Source organism: Agrobacterium tumefaciens (assembly GCF_009649785.1).
In the GTDB taxonomy this organism is placed as follows: domain Bacteria; phylum Pseudomonadota; class Alphaproteobacteria; order Rhizobiales; family Rhizobiaceae; genus Agrobacterium; species Agrobacterium tumefaciens.
This window is the reverse complement of the sequence record NZ_WJOK01000023.1, coordinates 1-14,914: the sequence shown is the minus strand read 5'-3', so window position 1 is coordinate 14,914 and position 14,914 is coordinate 1. Positions and strand designations below refer to the sequence as shown.

Below are 14,914 nucleotides of genomic sequence, written 5' to 3'. Positions count from 1 at the left end.
TGAACCGGAGGACCTCCACATCCTTATCCGGCGCGCCGCGCTGCCTGATGGCGAAAGAATGGCGAGCGGAGCAAGATCAGGTCAATATCGTCTTTCCGTCAGTCGATAGGAAATTTCTATCAAAAGCGGAGGCCGCGACGCGCAATCGCGCCTCATGCAGCAGTGCGGAAACAAGTGGCGTATGGGGTTCACGATAGGTGGCGATGAGGCCGACAAGATGCTCGGCATCGGGCTCGACAATCGGGATCATTCGAATCTGTTTTGGAAAACCAAACGATTCCGCGATGTTACGCGGCATAATTGAAGCCCATTGTCCGGTTCGGATATGGGAAAACAGTACAATCATCGAATTGGACTCGAGCGTGGGTTTCGCTTCAACACCCGCTTCGGCCATGTGCTTGTTGATAATGCGGCGGTTTTGCATGTCGGAAGTCAATAGGCAAAGCCGAAGACCCGAAACCTGCTTCCAGGTCACGCTCTCTTGATCGGCAAGGGGCGTGCCTGCAGCCGCAATCAGGTGATATCGCTCCGAGTAAAGCGGAACCGTCGTCACCCGGCCCAGAGGTTCGTTGTCGAGATAGGTGATTCCCGCGTCGATTTCGAGATTTTCGATCTGGCTGAGAACCTGCAACGACGTGCGGGAGGTGACGGAAAACGTGACTGCCGGGTGACGCGCCTGAAAGGGTTCGGTGAGCCTGGGCACCATGGCGAGAGCGGTGGGGATGACGGCCAGCCGGATATGGCCGGCGAGACCTTTACGCGCAGCGCGCATTTCCTCCCGCATCGTGCGTGTATCGGCAACGATGCGCCTTGCCCATTCGAGCACCCGCTGTCCCTCCGGCGTCAGGCCCTGATATCGGGCCGCGCGCACTACGAGCACGACACCGAGCTGATCTTCCAGTTGCCGGATGGCCGCAGACAGCGTCGGCTGCGAGATGCCGCACTCCTCCGCGGCCCGCCCGAAATGCTCCGCGCGCGCAAGTGCAATGAAAAACTCCAGCTTGTCGATCATCCTGCCTCCCATCCCGCGCGACCATTCTGCGGACCGGCGCGAAAGCAGACACTAGAGCGAGGCGAGCTTTGTCGCAAACGCCGTGGAGGCGCTTTGCCGCACCCGCGTTTCCCGGTCAGGCGACGAGCTTGGTTTCCTTCACCCGCGGATAATCATAGGCATTGACCTTGGATGTCACGTAACCCGCGCCCACCAGGGCTTCGGCCAGCTTGACGGCGGCCGTGACACCATCGATGACAGGGACGCCGGTTGCCTCGCGCAGCCTGTCGCACAGTGCGGACATGCCGGCGCAACCGAGGATGATGGCTTCTGCCGCATCTTCTTTCTTGGCCGCTTCGATTTCGCGGATCAACATCGCCTCGGCTGCAAGCGGATCCTCTTCAAGACCCAGCACCGGCAGATTGATGGCACGAACCCTACGGCAATGCCGCTGTGCACCGTAGCTATCGACGAGATCTTCGATAATGGGGATGGAGCGCGGCAGCGTTGTGATGATGGAAAAGCGGCGGCTGATCGTCATCGCCACCTGAATGCCGGCCTGGCAGATGCCGATCACGGGACCACGCGCGACTTCGCGCGCCGCATGCAGGCCCGGATCATCAAAGCAGGCAATGACATAGGCATCGACGCCCAGCCGCTCGCCCTTGCGGATTTCCTCCAGCATGCCGGGAACAGCCAGCGCCTCATCGGCCCCGCCTTCGATACTGACCGGCGTATCGACAGGGTTTGCAGCGGAAATCTTCGTATCCGCCTGCCTGACGCGCAAGGCGCTCTCGAGCGCCTGCGCCGTCATCGAGGCGGTTGAGTTCGGGTTGATCAGACGAATATGCATTCAGGTCAGCCTTTCGGGACTGTCACTTGCCATCTGGCTTGATGAAGTCGGTAATGGGGGGCGCCTTCAAGACGAACTGGCGATCCGAGGTAATGTAATTGTCGGCATGGAGGCGTGCGATCGGCTGGTATCGGTCCGGATCGACATAATGCCCCTCCTTGTCGAGGCAGTCCCTGTGGACATGCATGTGCACGACCTCCCCCAGCACCAGCGTCCGCCGCGGATAATCGATCAGACGCTCCACCCGGCACTCGAAGGCGCAGGGCGATTCCGCTGCAAAGCTTGCATCGATCTTGTTGCAGGGCGCCGGCGTCAGCTGCGCCATGGAAAGTTCATCGACCTCGCTGTCGAAACCGAGGCCGCAGACAAGCATATGTTCGGATATAGTCATATCGACCATGTTGACGACAAACTCGCCGGTGCGGCGAATATTGGCCATCGTGTCCTTCTCCTCGCCATTCAGACGCGGCTGGATTCCGAGAACAACGATGGGCGGATCATGGGAAAAGACGTTGAAAAAGCTCATCGGCGCTGCATTGTTGTGGCCCGCTTCCGAGCGGGTCGTGACAAGCGCTATCGGCCGTGGACCAATAAAATTCGTCAGCAACCGATAGCGGCTCTGTGGCTCAAGCGTGGTGAAGTCGAATTCCATGACGTTGTCCCGTTTATAGTATACAATATTGTTTCATATTGTTGACAATTGTGCAACCAAAACCCTGTTGAAACAGTTGACTTTTTCGGCGGCATCACGCTTTTCTAACCCTAATGGAGAGCGAACAAAATGACCGAGCAGAACGGCCAGTCCACACAGCAAATTGTCGAGAAAGTCTGGCTATCCATCGCTGAGCGGCGGCTGCGTCCCGGCGTGCAGCTGAAGGAAGAACAACTGGCGACAATTTTCAGTGTCAGCCGTGCACGTATCCGTCAGGCCCTGTCCGTTCTGGAGCGCGACGGTCTCGTCACCATCGTTCCCAATCGCGGCGCCTTCGTTTCGAAACCATCGGTCGAAGAAGCCAGAGACGTGTTTTTCGTGCGTCGCACCGTGGAGCAATGTGTCGTTGAACGTCTGTGCAAATCGGCCACCAAGGCCGATCTGAAACGGCTTCGCGACCATGTCGCCAAGGAGCGCGTGGCCAATGCTCACAACATCACCACAGATATCATCAAGCTCTCCGGCGGGTTCCATCTGCTGCTTGCGGAAACGGCCGGTTCCGATTTCCTGTTCACCACCATGCGCGACCTCATTTCGCGTTCCTCTCTCATCACCGCCGTTTACCGCAACACCGACCGCTTCAATTGCGGACCGGACGAGCATGCGGAAATCGTCGATGCGATTGCCAATAACGACCCGGCGAAAGCCACGCATCTGATGACCCACCATCTGGAACACGTGGAAGCGGAACTCGATCTCAGCGAAATCCGCGACCTTTCCCACGATCTGCGCGCCGCACTCGCCTGACCCGACGGTCAGACGAGTTCTCTTTCCTTCACAACCAGCTCTTCTTCGTCCGACACCAGATGGCAGGCGACACGTGTGCCGCCGACAAGCGTGCGCACCTTTGGCACCTCCGCCGAACAGCGCGCCGTTGCAAGCGGGCAACGCGGATGAAACGTGCATCCCGATGGCGGTTTGAGCGGGCTTGGAACTTCACCGGCAACCAGTTCCCGGTCACGGCGCGGCGCGTCGATATTGGGAATGGTCTGCAGCAGAAGCTGGGTATAGGGGTGACGCGGGCGGGCGAACAGCTCCTCCGTGTCGCCCTCCTCCACGATGCGGCCAAGATACATGACCGCGATGCGATCCGACATGTGGCGAACCACGCTCATGTCATGACTGATGAACAGATAGGTCAGCCCCAACTCGTCCTGGAGGCGTCGCATCAGGTTCAGCACCTGCGCCTGCACCGATACATCGAGTGCCGATGTAGGCTCGTCACAGACCAGAAACTCGGGCTCACTTGCCAAAGCGCGGGCAATGGAGATGCGCTGACGCTGGCCGCCTGAAAATTCATGCGGAAACTTTTCGCCGTCCGAAGCAGACAGACCAACCGTCAGCAACAGTTCCTCCACCCGTTCCATGGTCTGGGCCCGGGTCGCACGAAGTTTCAGTTCGCGGATGGGTTCGGCAATGATATTCTTCACCCGCCAGCGCGGATTGAGCGAGGCATAGGGATCCTGAAAGATCATCTGCGCCGAAAGCGGTGTATCCTTGCGACCCTTGGCGAAGTGGAAATCACCCGCGCTTGGCCGGAACAGCCCGGTCACCAGACGGGCAACCGTGGACTTGCCGCAGCCGCTTTCCCCTACGATGCTGAGACAGCCGCCCGCCGGAACCGTAAAATCGATGTCGTTTACGGCCTGGACGAATTGCCGGGGCTTGCGCTCAATGATCCGGTTGAGCCATGGGGCAGAGACATCGAAGGTCTTGGTGAGGCCCTTGACCGTCAATGCGGGTGTTCTTTGAACCGGCGTGTTCATGCTGTACCTCCTGCATTCATCCAGCAAGCGCTGGCGCCATCACCCACCGCTTCCAGTTCCGGCCGCTCGCGAAGACAGCGCGGTCCTGAGAACCCGCAGCGCGGATTGAAGGCGCATCCGGGCGGGATGGCGTCGAGACGCGGCATGGCACCGTCGATCTGGTTGAGCCGTTCCACTCGCGCGCCGAGCGAAGGAATGGAGGCCATCAGGCCCTGCGTATAGGGGTGCCTCGGCGCATGGAGAACCTGTTCGACCGGCCCCACCTCTATCAACCTGCCAGCATAAAGCACGGCAACGCGATCGGCTGCCTCGGCGATGACGCCCATATCATGGGTGACCAGCATGACAGCCGTCTGCTTTTCCTTGCAGAGCTTGCGCAGCAGCGAGATGATCTGCGCCTGGATCGACACGTCAAGCGCCGTCGTCGGTTCATCGGCGATGATCAGTTTCGGCGACGCCGCAAGTGCGAGCGCTATGACGACGCGCTGGCGCATACCACCGGAGAATTGATGCGGATGGTGATCGACGCGCTCTTCCGGAGATGGAATACCGACATCACGCAAAAGCTGGACTGCGCGTGCCTTTGCATCCCTTTTCGAAAGCGGCAGATGTTGGCGGATTGTCTCCACAAGCTGCGCGCCAACCGTGAACAGCGGATTGAGCGAGGTGAGCGGATCCTGAAAAATCGCGCCGATTTCCCGGCCACGGATGCTTTCCATCGCCCTGTCATCGAGTTGATCGATACGACGCGACCCAAGCCATATTTCGCCATCCGCGATGCGACCCGGTTTTTCGAGCAGGCCCTGTATCGCAAGGCCGGTCATGGATTTTCCGGCACCGGACTCCCCGACCACACCGAGGATTTCGCCAGGGCGGATGGAAAGGCTGATATCCGAAAGTGCCGTCACCGTTCCCCGGCGGCCAGGGAACTCGACTTTCAAATTGCGGACATCGATAACCGACTGGTTCATGTCATCCATTGGTATTCACCTCCACCGGGTAGCTCGGGGGGAAGATTTCCGAAACGGGCGGATTGGCCCAGCTTCGCTCGGGATATTTCGCGATCAGCCCATCGAACTGTGCCTGCGCCTGAATGCGGGCGCTCGCCATGTCGATGTTCGCGACCTGTCTTTCCCGCATGGAGAGACGACCATCGACAAACACGGCGCGCGTGATTTTGCCTGAACCGCCGGTGACAATTGTTGTGATCGGATCGAGGCTCGGCGCCATGACCGTGTCATCCAGATCGAAGACCGCGATATCGGCGCGCGCACCCTTGGAAAGATGTCCGAGATCGGAGCGACCCAGCGCCCGAGCGCCGCCGAGTGTGGCGGCGTCGAACAGATCGGCTGAGCGGACCTTATCTGGAGCACCGTCATTGATGCGGCAGGTTATGAGACCGACAAGCAGGTTCATCAGCATGTCGGCGGGCGCCGTATCGGTGCCCATCGCAATGTTTATTCCAAGCTGGCGGCACGCGGAGAAGGACGACAGCGTACTGCCGCTTCTGGCCGACACCAGCGGACAGTGGACGATCGACACGCCGTTTTCCGCATAGAGCGCCAGATCTTCCTGCGTCGCATTGGTGGCATGCGGCGCGATAAGGCGGTCGCTCAGCAGGCCTGCTTTTGCGAGCCATACCGGCGCGGTTGAGCTATGCAGCTTGCGAACCGTGTCAACTTCCATGGTGCCCTGCGCCATATGCAGCCGGAATTTGCAGCCGAGATCACGGGCGGCCGCATCGGTTCTTTCCAGCAGGGTGAGCGTCGATGTTTCAACCCTATCAGGTGCCAGAAGGCCGCGGACGAGGTCGCCGTGTCTTCCGGTCTGCCGTTCGATGAACGACACTGCTTCCTTCAGCCCCTGAAGACCGCGCTCCTCATCGAACACGGGCACCATGCGTCCCGGCTCTTCCAGCACCATGCCGCCGGAGCGGAAGGCGGGGCTGAGATAGACCCGGAGACCAAGTTCGCCGGCAGCATCGGCCGCAGCCTCGAATTCAGCGACCGTTTCTCCCCATTCACGATAAAACAGCGAGGCAATGGGTGCCGCCGTGGTGATGCCGTTGAGGAGAAGCTGGCCAAAGGCGAAACGTTTCTGGAAGGCAAGCTCCTCCTCGGAATACATCTCGTAAGGACCGGCCTCGACATAAGAGCGCGGCCAGACACGGCCCTTCGCCCAGCCGGGATGATTGTCGATCCCCAAAATAGTCGTATCGAAATCGGAAAGCGCATCGAGGTCGATCAGGCCGGGGCTGATCAGGGCATTGCCGAAATCGACGCGGCGCGCGACCTCGCCTGGAAAGCCATGGCCGACAAAAAGGATTTCGCCGTTCTCGAAAACCACTTCGCCGTTTTTCAACAGCCGGTGAGACCCGTCCTTATGACCGACCACCCAGCTTGCGGTGAGCAGCGTGCGACCGGAGGGGCGTTCACCGAGAGCGATAGACTGTAGCGGATTGCTCATCATGGCGCCTCCACCACCGCCTTGCCGCCTCTGGCGGTCACGCGTCCGCCCTTTACGACCATGGGCCGCGGCGCGACATCGACAACGGCATGGGCCAATGTTTCGCCGGTCAGCAGCGTAAAATCGGCGGAGCAGCCAACCTCAAGACCGTAATCCTTGAGGCCCATGACATCGGCACCGCCCTGCGAGACGACATGCAGGACATGCGCAAGCTCGATATCCGAGCGCAAGCCGTTCTTCATGCCGATGATCTTGGCCCGGTCGAGCATATCCGGCTGGCCCCAAGGTCCCCAGGTATCGCGAATGCCATCACAACCGCCGCCAACGCGAACGCCGGCTTCCTTCAACCGCATGATCGACGGCACGGTTGCCGAGGGCGCGCCCGTCGTCAGGATCGCCACATCGAGCCGGGCGATTTCATCGATCAGCTTGCCGACCCTGATGTAATCATTCATGCCCAGCGCAAAGGCGTGGCTGATTGCGACCTTGCCTTCCATGCCATTGGCACGAATACGCTCGAAGATCAGCTCCATCGTGAAGGCGCCGAGATCGGCAGCCTCATGCAGATGAATGTCGATCGGCACGCCGTGCCTGACCGCGAGTTGAAAGAGGATATCGAGCTGGCCTTTGGGATCGCGATCGATGCCGCAGGGATCGATGCCGCCAAGGACTTCGCAACCCTGTTTCAAGGCCTCGTCCAGCAGCTCCACCGTGCCGGGCATGACCATGACGCCGGACTGCGGGAAGGCAACGACCTCTATGTCGATGATGCCTTTCAGCTTCTCACGTGTTTCCCATATGCCTTCAACAAGCTTCAGGCCGTGGGTCGGATCGATATCCACATGGCTGCGGATATGCGTGCCGCCGTTTGCAGCAAGGCCGATGGCGTGGCGCATGGACTGGCGGTGCGGATCGATACCGATCTGGGTGCGGTTCTCGCGCTCGAAATCGATCCGTCCGCGCAGGATGGCGGCACGGTTGTTCTCATGCCAGGGCATGCCCCATGTCGTCTTGTCGAGATGGGTGTGTGCATCGATGAGACCGGGCGCGACGATTGCGCCGTTGCCATCCTCGACCGCCATGCCGGGTTCGGCTTCGAATTTTCCAAAACCGGCAATCTTTCCCTGTCTTACCAGAATATCGCAGGTGTCGCCCGCCATGGGCCTGACGTTGCGGAGCAGAAGATCGTACATGGAACTCACCTCAGTTTCGGATTGAGCGCATCGCGCAGCCAGTCACCCAGAAGGTTGACGGTGACGACGAGCAGGCAGAGCTGGAAAACGGGAAACAACACGATCCACCAGGAACCGGAAAACAGGAACTGGTTGCCGATGCGGATCAGCGTTCCGAGCGACGGCTGGCTGGGTGGCATGCCGATGCCGAGGAAAGACAACGTCGCTTCGGTCAGGATCGCCATGCCGAAGTTCAGCGTGGCGGCAACCATGATCGGCGTCAGCGTATTGGGCAGAATATGGTTTGCCATGATGCGGCGCGCGGGAACGCCGATCAGCTTCGCCGCCTGCACATAGTCCTTGCCGGTTTCGACAATCGCCTGGGCACGCACGGTGCGCGCATATTGCACCCAGGCGGAAAGCGCGATGGCGAGAATGAGCACGGCAGACGCGCCGACCTCGCGAAGATTGTCCGGAAGCATCTGTCTGACGACCGTGGAGACGAGAATTGCCACCAGAATTGTCGGAATGGAGAGCGTGATATCGCCGATGCGCATCAGGAGATTATCGGCAAAACCGCCAAAATAACCGGCCACAAGCCCGGCAGTCATGCCGATGACCAGGGAAAGCGCCACCGAGGCGACACCAATGACGATCGATATGCGCGTGCCGTAGAGGATAGCGGAGAGCATATCGCGCCCTTGCGTATCCGTGCCGAGCAGAAAGGGCCATTCGCCGCCCTCCTGCCACACCGGCGGCAGTTCGGCCTTCCACATGTCGAGCGAAGCGCCGTCATAAGGGTTCTGCGGTGCGATCAGGGGCGCGAAAACGGCGGCGAGGATGAGGACTGCAAGGATCAGCGCGCTGATCTTGGCCGATCTGCTGTGGCTGAACGACCAGTAGAGATCGCTGTTGCGTATGCGCTTGATGAGCGACGGGCGGGCAGGTTTTGCCGTTTGCGGAAGGTCTGTGGCCATGAAACCGGCTCCCTTCGGTTAGCGCGCAGTGCGCAGACGCGGATCGATCACCGCATATGCAATGTCGACGAACGTGTTGAGGACAACAAAGATGAAGGAAATGATGCAGAGATAGGCCGCCATGACGGGGATATCGAGAAACGTCACCGCCTGTATGAACAGCATGCCCATGCCCGGCCACTGAAACACTGTCTCCGTGATGAGCGCAAAAGCGATGAGCGAACCGACGTTCATCGTCGTCAGCGTCACAACAGGCATAAGACAGTTGCGCAGCGCATGGCGGAAATAAATGCGCCAGCGGGGAATGCCGCGTGCACGGGCGAACTTCACGAAATCGGACCGCAGCACCTCCAGCATCTCGGCGCGGACCAGACGCATGACGAGCGTGATCTGGTAAAGCGAGAGCGCGATGGCAGGCAGAATGAGTGCGGCACGCCCCGATGAGGTGAGCAGGCCGGTGGACCACCAGCCGAGCTGCACGACATCACCGCGCCCAAAGGCCGGCGCCCAGCCGAGGCTGACCGAAAAGACGAGAATAAGCAGAATGCCGACAACGAAGCTTGGCAGCGAGACGCCGACAATCGACAGGAATTGCAGGCCCTCCGTATACCACTTTCCGCGCCTGATCGCCGTCAGCACCCCGAGCGGCAGGCCGACGACAAGTGATATGATCGTGGCCACCAGAACCAGTTCCAGCGTGGCTGGAAACCGCTCCGCGATCAGCGGCAGCACCTGCTGGCCGTTGCGATAGGAAACGCCGAAATTGCCCTTGGCGGCATCTTTGACAAACCGCAGATATTGCGTTGGCAGACTGTCGTTAAGACCAAGACGCTCACGCAACGCGGCGCGATCTTCCTGCGATGTCTGCTCCCCCACCATCAGCTCGACGGGGTCTCCGGCAAGCCTGAAAATGAGAAATGCAATAAGCGCGACGGAAAGCATGACCAGAATGGCATTTCCCATACGCTTGATGATGAAAACCAGCATTGTAACCTCTCGGATGCAAACCCGTGGCCAAAAGGCAGGCAGGTTTGCCCATTTTTGCAAGAGACGGGGTACGGGCCGCATGCGCCCGAAACATTGTCAACAATTGCACCGGCAGCGGAGCATTCAGGGAGGCGTTCAGCGAAATGCCCAATGCCTCCCTGATATTCCGGATTACTTGCCGACCTGCGTCAGCCAGTGGCGCGGCTTGTTGTCGGCGCGGAAATCAACGCTCTTGACCTTTCCGAGCATGGCCCAGGCGATGGGCTGCTGGTGCAGCGGAACAAGCATCGTCTCGTCCTTGGCGATTTTCAATGCAGCTTCTTCAAGCGCGAGACGCTTGGTATTGTCCTGCTCGTGTGCTGCCTGATCCACCAGCTTGTCGATCTCGGGGTTAGACCAGCCGCCATAGTTGGATACGCCCATCGCGCCCTTGCGGGTCGACAGGATCTGCGACAGGAACGAGAAGGCATCGAGCGTGGGCTCGTTCGCCCAGCTGAGGTTGAAGACATCGGCCTTGCCACCATTGCGCTTGGGAGACTGTACCGAACGCGGGGCGATGTCGACTGTCGGCTGGAACCCGCCGCGCTTGAGCATGTTGGCAACGCCGGAGCAGATGTCTTCCTCGTTGATGCTTTCGTCATTCATGCAGGTATAGGTGAATGCAAGGTTCTTCATACCTGCATCGGCAAGCAGCTTCTGCGCCTTTGCTGGATCGGCAGGCTGGTAGGTATCAAGCGACTTGGCGTAACCCGCAATCTCAGGCGCAATAAGCGAGCCGGACGGTCTTGCAAGATCGCGCATGACCTTCTTGTTGATGAGATCACGATCGATCGACGCCTCGAATGCCTGGCGAACGCGAAGATCGTTGAACGGGTTAGGCTTGCCGTCTTCCAGCTTTTCGCGGCGATTGAAGCCGATGAACAGCGTGCGCAGCTCGGTGCGCTTCTTCACCGTGATGTTGGGCGAGGATTCCAGACGCGGCAGATCTTGGATCGGCGCGGAATCGATCAGGTCGATTTCGCCGGAGAGCAAAGCTGCAACGCGGGTTGCGGCCGAGGCAATCGGCACGAATTCGATGCGATCGAGATTGTGTTTTTTCTGATCCCACCAGGCATCGTTGGCGACAAGAACCGTTTTGCTATCGGGAACGCGGCTCTCAAGCTTGAACGGGCCGGTGCCGTTGGTGTGCATCGTCGTGTAGCCATCGACCTTGGAAGCGAAGTCGGTCGGCTTTTCGCTGTTGTTATCTTTCAACCACCTGGCGTTGAAGATGAAGATATTGGTGATGTCGTTGAGGAAAAGCGAGGTGGGCGCGGTGACGTTCAGATCGACGGTGTAGTCATCGACCTTCTTCACGCCGGCGAAAACCGGAATATTGCCGCGCAATGGCGAGGTGGCATCCGAAGCGCGCGTGAAAGATGCAACGACATCGTCAGCGGTAAACTCAGCACCGTCGTGGAACTTCACACCTTTGCGCAGGGTGAAACGCCATGTTTTTTCATCAACAAGTTTCCACTCCGTCGCAAGCGCCGGCTCAATCTTGAAGTCCGGCCCGTAACGCACCAACCCTTCATAGATATGATTTAGGAAGGCAAGGTTGGAGGTGGAAGGCACCGAATACGGATCAAGCGAGTAAAGATCCGCGCGGCCGCCCCAACGCAAGGTTTCTGCGTTTGCGGGAACGGCAATGGCGGCGGCGGCCATGGCGGCCAGAACGAAACTTCTAATTCGGGACATTTGATCCCCCCTTTTTATAAATCATTGGATAGCCGGCAGACCTACCGGCCGGACAAGGCGGAGTATTGTTTCGCACAGGCGTATTGTCAATAATATTGTTGACAATTATCGTATCCAAAATCGCGAGGTTCTGGATACAAGCTGCACTTCAATGAGGGAGAGGACGAAATGGGGAATTTTCTGCTGCTGCACGGCACGATGGTGACGGTGGATCGTGAAAGACGCATCATCGAGGATTGTGGCCTTGCCATTCAGGGCGACCGTATTGTCGACATCGGTACAGCAGCGGAGCTGGCGCCACGTCACAGCGACAAGCAGATCATAGATTGCCGGGGAAAACTCATCATCCCCGGCCTCATTGACGCCCATGGCCATGCAGGGCACGCGCTGATCCGCAGCATTGCGGCCGACACCAACGCCATGTGGATGAAGGTCGTGACGCCGACCTACTATCACTACGTCACACGCGATTACTGGTATGCGGACGGCCTAGTCTCCGGCATCGAGCGGCTTCGCGCCGGCGTGACGACAGGTGCCAGCATCATCACCTCGATGCCACGCGCCGACGACCCCGTCTTTGCCATCAACCACGCCCGCGCTTATGACGAGATCGGGCTTCGTGAAATCATCTGCGTTGGACCTTCCGGCCTGCCCTGGCCGCACCCGGTGACCCGATGGGAAAGCGGTTCTCCGGAGCGCCGAAATGTAAGCTTCGAGGAAATGATCGAAGGCAGCGAAGCCACGATCGACGCCCTGAACGGAACGGCAGACGGACGCATCAGTGTTTTTCTGACACCCTTTACCATCGTTCCCTCGGTGGAACCCTCCAACGCTTCAAGCCCCGACCAGGCGGTGAAACTGACGGAAAACGACCGCATGCAGGCACGCAGAATACGCGAGACGGCCCGGAAAATGGGCGTCAGGCTACATTCGGATGCATTTGCGGGACAAATCCGCATGGCGTTTCAGGATAAGGAAAATGCGCTTCTCGGCCCGGATATCCACCTCCAGCACTGCTGGGGCATCTCGCATGAAGAGATCGACATTCTGGCGGAAACCGGCACGCGCGTGACCCACGCCCCGCCGGGCCGCTCAACGCCGATCATGGAAATGATGTCCAAGGGGATTCGAGTCGCCATCACCACCGATGGCGCAGCACCCAGCCGTCACTTCGATATGCTCCAGACCGCCCGACTTGCGCAGTTCACGCAACACCTGCTGCACAATCACGATCGCTACCTGTTGCCGCCGGGCAAGATATTCGAAATGATCACCATCGACGCCGCCCACGCCATCGGCATGGAAGATGAAATCGGTTCGCTCGAAATTGGCAAGAAGGCCGATGTCGTCATCATCGATATGCGCAAGCCACATCTGATGCCGATGTGGATGCCGGTGCACCGTCTTGTGCATCAGGTTCTGGGAAGCGATGTCGACACCGTTTTCGTCGATGGCAAGATGCTGATGGAAAACAGCCGGGTTCTGACGACCGACGTCGATGCGTCTCTCTCCTTTGGACAGGAAGAGGCACTGGCACTTGCCGCCCGCGCGGGTCTTGAAGCGCATATGCATGATCCGGGCTGGGGCCGTTTGCTGCGAACCTTCGAAGAGCCAGTGCACCCTCCCCAGCTACCCGCCGCGGTGCTTGGCCGGTAGTACGGAAATGCGGCCTAGAAGCTGGTCGACGCGTCACGCGCTTTCAATTGCCAGCAATGACATTGTTGACAAAAAGTCGTTCGGTCTTTCGTCAAAACAAAAACTCCCCGGCCTGGAGGGTTCCGGGGAGCAAACCTGACTTTCATGTCAGGAACTTTGACTGGATTTAGTTACTCACCCGCTAGAGAGCGGGGTGGATCTGAGTTATCTAACCCGGTTTAGGCTTTTTTTGATTTATTAGAAGCCGCGCTGAAGTCGAACGAGACCTGTCCATTGTTCAGCGACGAAATCGCGGTCAACATAAGTTGCTCCCACCTTCGCAGAGAAGCCGTCCGTGATCTTGTAGTCTACAGTCACGCCAGCGCGCAACTCGTCAGCATTGCCCCACGAATTCGTAACCTTGTAGGACTCATTCAAATCGCCACCCGACACGTCTGTGCTATAACCTGTCAGAGCGGTGCCCGTTCTAGCCATGTTGCCGGAATATTGAATGCTTGGCGTAATTGTAAGTTTCTCAGAGGCTGCAATAGCATATTCCGCCGCTACTGCCCATTCAGACTCAGCGTAGTATGCATTCGCGCCGGAAGCCCAAACGCCTGCAAGACCCAGTTTACCAGGACCGATATCAGCAGTTGCGATCAGACGAAGAGCACCTTCTTCGAGTTTGGTATCTTAGCCGCCTATGAGTTGAAGCGTCGCGGCTCCAAATTTCGCGCCCAGACCTCCAGCAATACCGAAGTTATTGTCGCTCTCCCTCGCTCTTACACTGTAGACCTTACCGGTTATCCCGCTTGTTACCCTTCCTCCTGTGAGACGGCCGAACTGGGTTCTTGTACCTTCCAGTTCATCTACGGAAACGCCGGCCCAGAAAGAGCCTGCATCATATATGTAACGAGCGGAATTAAATTTCGCATTTGTGGAGAGCACGTCTGTCTCACCAGAAAGACCGTCATCCCACCAACTAGTGAACTTACCGACTTTGATACCAGCAAGCTCAATGAACGCTTGATCTACGAAAACTGACGAACCATCAGTCGACGAGACCGAGTTAGCGCCCCTATCGGCGTTACCTTGGAAACCAATATATCCACGCAAAGCGCCGAGTTCGGTGTCGGTGCGAGTATCAATATTGAACTGGGCGCGCGTGAAGGTGTCCCAATCAGATCGACCGGACTTGTCGCGACCGAAGTCGGTCTGAAAACGGACATAACCGTCGAACTTCAGGCAAGTTTCGGTGCCGGGGATGTAGAAGAAGCCGGTACCGAAGGCGTCGCAGACGCGAACATATTCCATGGGCTCGGGTTCGGCAGCGACGATAGCGTCAGCGGCCTGTGCGCCGGATACTGCTGCGAGAGCGGCAGCGGAGCCGATGAGGAGGCTCTTGATGTTCATTTTTAATCTCCAGTCAAAAATTTTTCAACGAATGCGCAAAACCGAGGACTGGTCTTTTCCCTGCCGCCCGCTTCTCTGCGCTGATCCAGCAAATGGCAGAAACTTCGGGAGATTCGCAATTTAAATCTAAAAAATCCAAATAAACTCAAAGCATACAATCAAATCACGTAGTAAAATTACAACAAATTAATAGTTTAATATACAA

12 protein-coding genes and 1 pseudogene are annotated in these 14,914 nt (G+C 58.4%); 2 read left to right on the top strand and 11 right to left on the bottom strand.

Going from position 1 to position 14,914, the window contains the following annotated elements; all coding sequences use genetic code 11:
- Positions 1-76: 76 nt before the first annotated feature.
- The 3 genes from GH784_RS21150 to GH784_RS21140 all read right to left on the bottom strand — a co-directional run bounded on the left by GH784_RS21150 (position 77) and on the right by GH784_RS21140 (position 2,496).
- Positions 77-1,012 carry a LysR family transcriptional regulator gene (locus tag GH784_RS21150; RefSeq protein ID WP_004431358.1) on the bottom strand — a complete coding sequence of 312 codons (936 nt, stop codon included), beginning with the start codon at positions 1,010-1,012 and terminating at the stop codon, positions 77-79.
- 115 nt (positions 1,013-1,127) lie between these two features.
- Complete coding sequence (locus GH784_RS21145) at positions 1,128-1,844, bottom strand: aspartate/glutamate racemase family protein (RefSeq protein WP_013761066.1); 717 nt, start codon at positions 1,842-1,844, stop codon at positions 1,128-1,130.
- 22 nt (positions 1,845-1,866) lie between these two features.
- Positions 1,867-2,496, bottom strand: coding sequence for a flavin reductase family protein (locus GH784_RS21140; RefSeq protein WP_013761067.1), 630 nt, complete (start codon positions 2,494-2,496; stop codon positions 1,867-1,869).
- Positions 2,497-2,625: 129 nt separating this feature from the next.
- On the opposite strand from GH784_RS21140, the gene GH784_RS21135 reads away from it, so the two are divergent.
- A complete protein-coding gene (locus GH784_RS21135) occupies positions 2,626-3,303 on the top strand; it encodes a GntR family transcriptional regulator (protein WP_004431355.1) in 678 nt (225 codons plus the stop codon).
- An 8-nt stretch (positions 3,304-3,311) separates the two neighbouring features.
- On the opposite strand, the gene GH784_RS21130 is transcribed toward GH784_RS21135, so the two are convergent.
- The 7 genes from GH784_RS21130 to GH784_RS21100 all read right to left on the bottom strand — a co-directional run bounded on the left by GH784_RS21130 (position 3,312) and on the right by GH784_RS21100 (position 11,661).
- Positions 3,312-4,322: an ABC transporter ATP-binding protein gene (locus GH784_RS21130; protein WP_111803985.1), complete on the bottom strand. Its 1,011-nt coding sequence runs from the start codon at positions 4,320-4,322 to the stop codon at positions 3,312-3,314.
- Positions 4,319-5,302 carry an ABC transporter ATP-binding protein gene (locus GH784_RS21125; RefSeq protein WP_004431353.1) on the bottom strand — a complete coding sequence of 328 codons (984 nt, stop codon included), beginning with the start codon at positions 5,300-5,302 and terminating at the stop codon, positions 4,319-4,321. The genes GH784_RS21130 and GH784_RS21125 overlap by 4 nt, the downstream gene beginning before the upstream one ends.
- Positions 5,295-6,788: an amidohydrolase family protein gene (locus tag GH784_RS21120; RefSeq protein WP_065660321.1), complete on the bottom strand. Its 1,494-nt coding sequence runs from the start codon at positions 6,786-6,788 to the stop codon at positions 5,295-5,297. Before GH784_RS21120 ends, GH784_RS21125 begins: the two co-directional genes overlap by 8 nt.
- Entirely contained in the window at positions 6,788-7,981 is a 1,194-nt protein-coding gene (locus GH784_RS21115) for an amidohydrolase family protein (protein WP_065660320.1), read from the bottom strand. Before GH784_RS21115 ends, GH784_RS21120 begins: the two co-directional genes overlap by 1 nt.
- 5 nt (positions 7,982-7,986) lie before the next feature.
- Positions 7,987-8,937: an ABC transporter permease gene (locus GH784_RS21110; protein WP_025594911.1), complete on the bottom strand. Its 951-nt coding sequence runs from the start codon at positions 8,935-8,937 to the stop codon at positions 7,987-7,989.
- Positions 8,938-8,955: 18 nt separating this feature from the next.
- A complete protein-coding gene (locus tag GH784_RS21105; RefSeq protein WP_153793712.1) occupies positions 8,956-9,924 on the bottom strand; it encodes an ABC transporter permease in 969 nt (322 codons plus the stop codon).
- Positions 9,925-10,095: 171 nt separating this feature from the next.
- A complete protein-coding gene (locus tag GH784_RS21100) occupies positions 10,096-11,661 on the bottom strand; it encodes an ABC transporter substrate-binding protein (protein WP_153793711.1) in 1,566 nt (521 codons plus the stop codon).
- Between the two features lie 168 nt (positions 11,662-11,829).
- On the opposite strand from GH784_RS21100, the gene GH784_RS21095 reads away from it, so the two are divergent.
- Positions 11,830-13,317, top strand: a complete 1,488-nt coding sequence (locus tag GH784_RS21095) for an amidohydrolase family protein (protein WP_153793710.1) — start codon at positions 11,830-11,832, stop codon at positions 13,315-13,317.
- Between the two features lie 237 nt (positions 13,318-13,554).
- Here the strand turns inward: GH784_RS21095 and GH784_RS21090 are convergent.
- Positions 13,555-14,709 (bottom strand): annotated as a pseudogene (locus GH784_RS21090) (porin).
- Between the last annotated feature and the right edge of the window lie 205 nt (positions 14,710-14,914).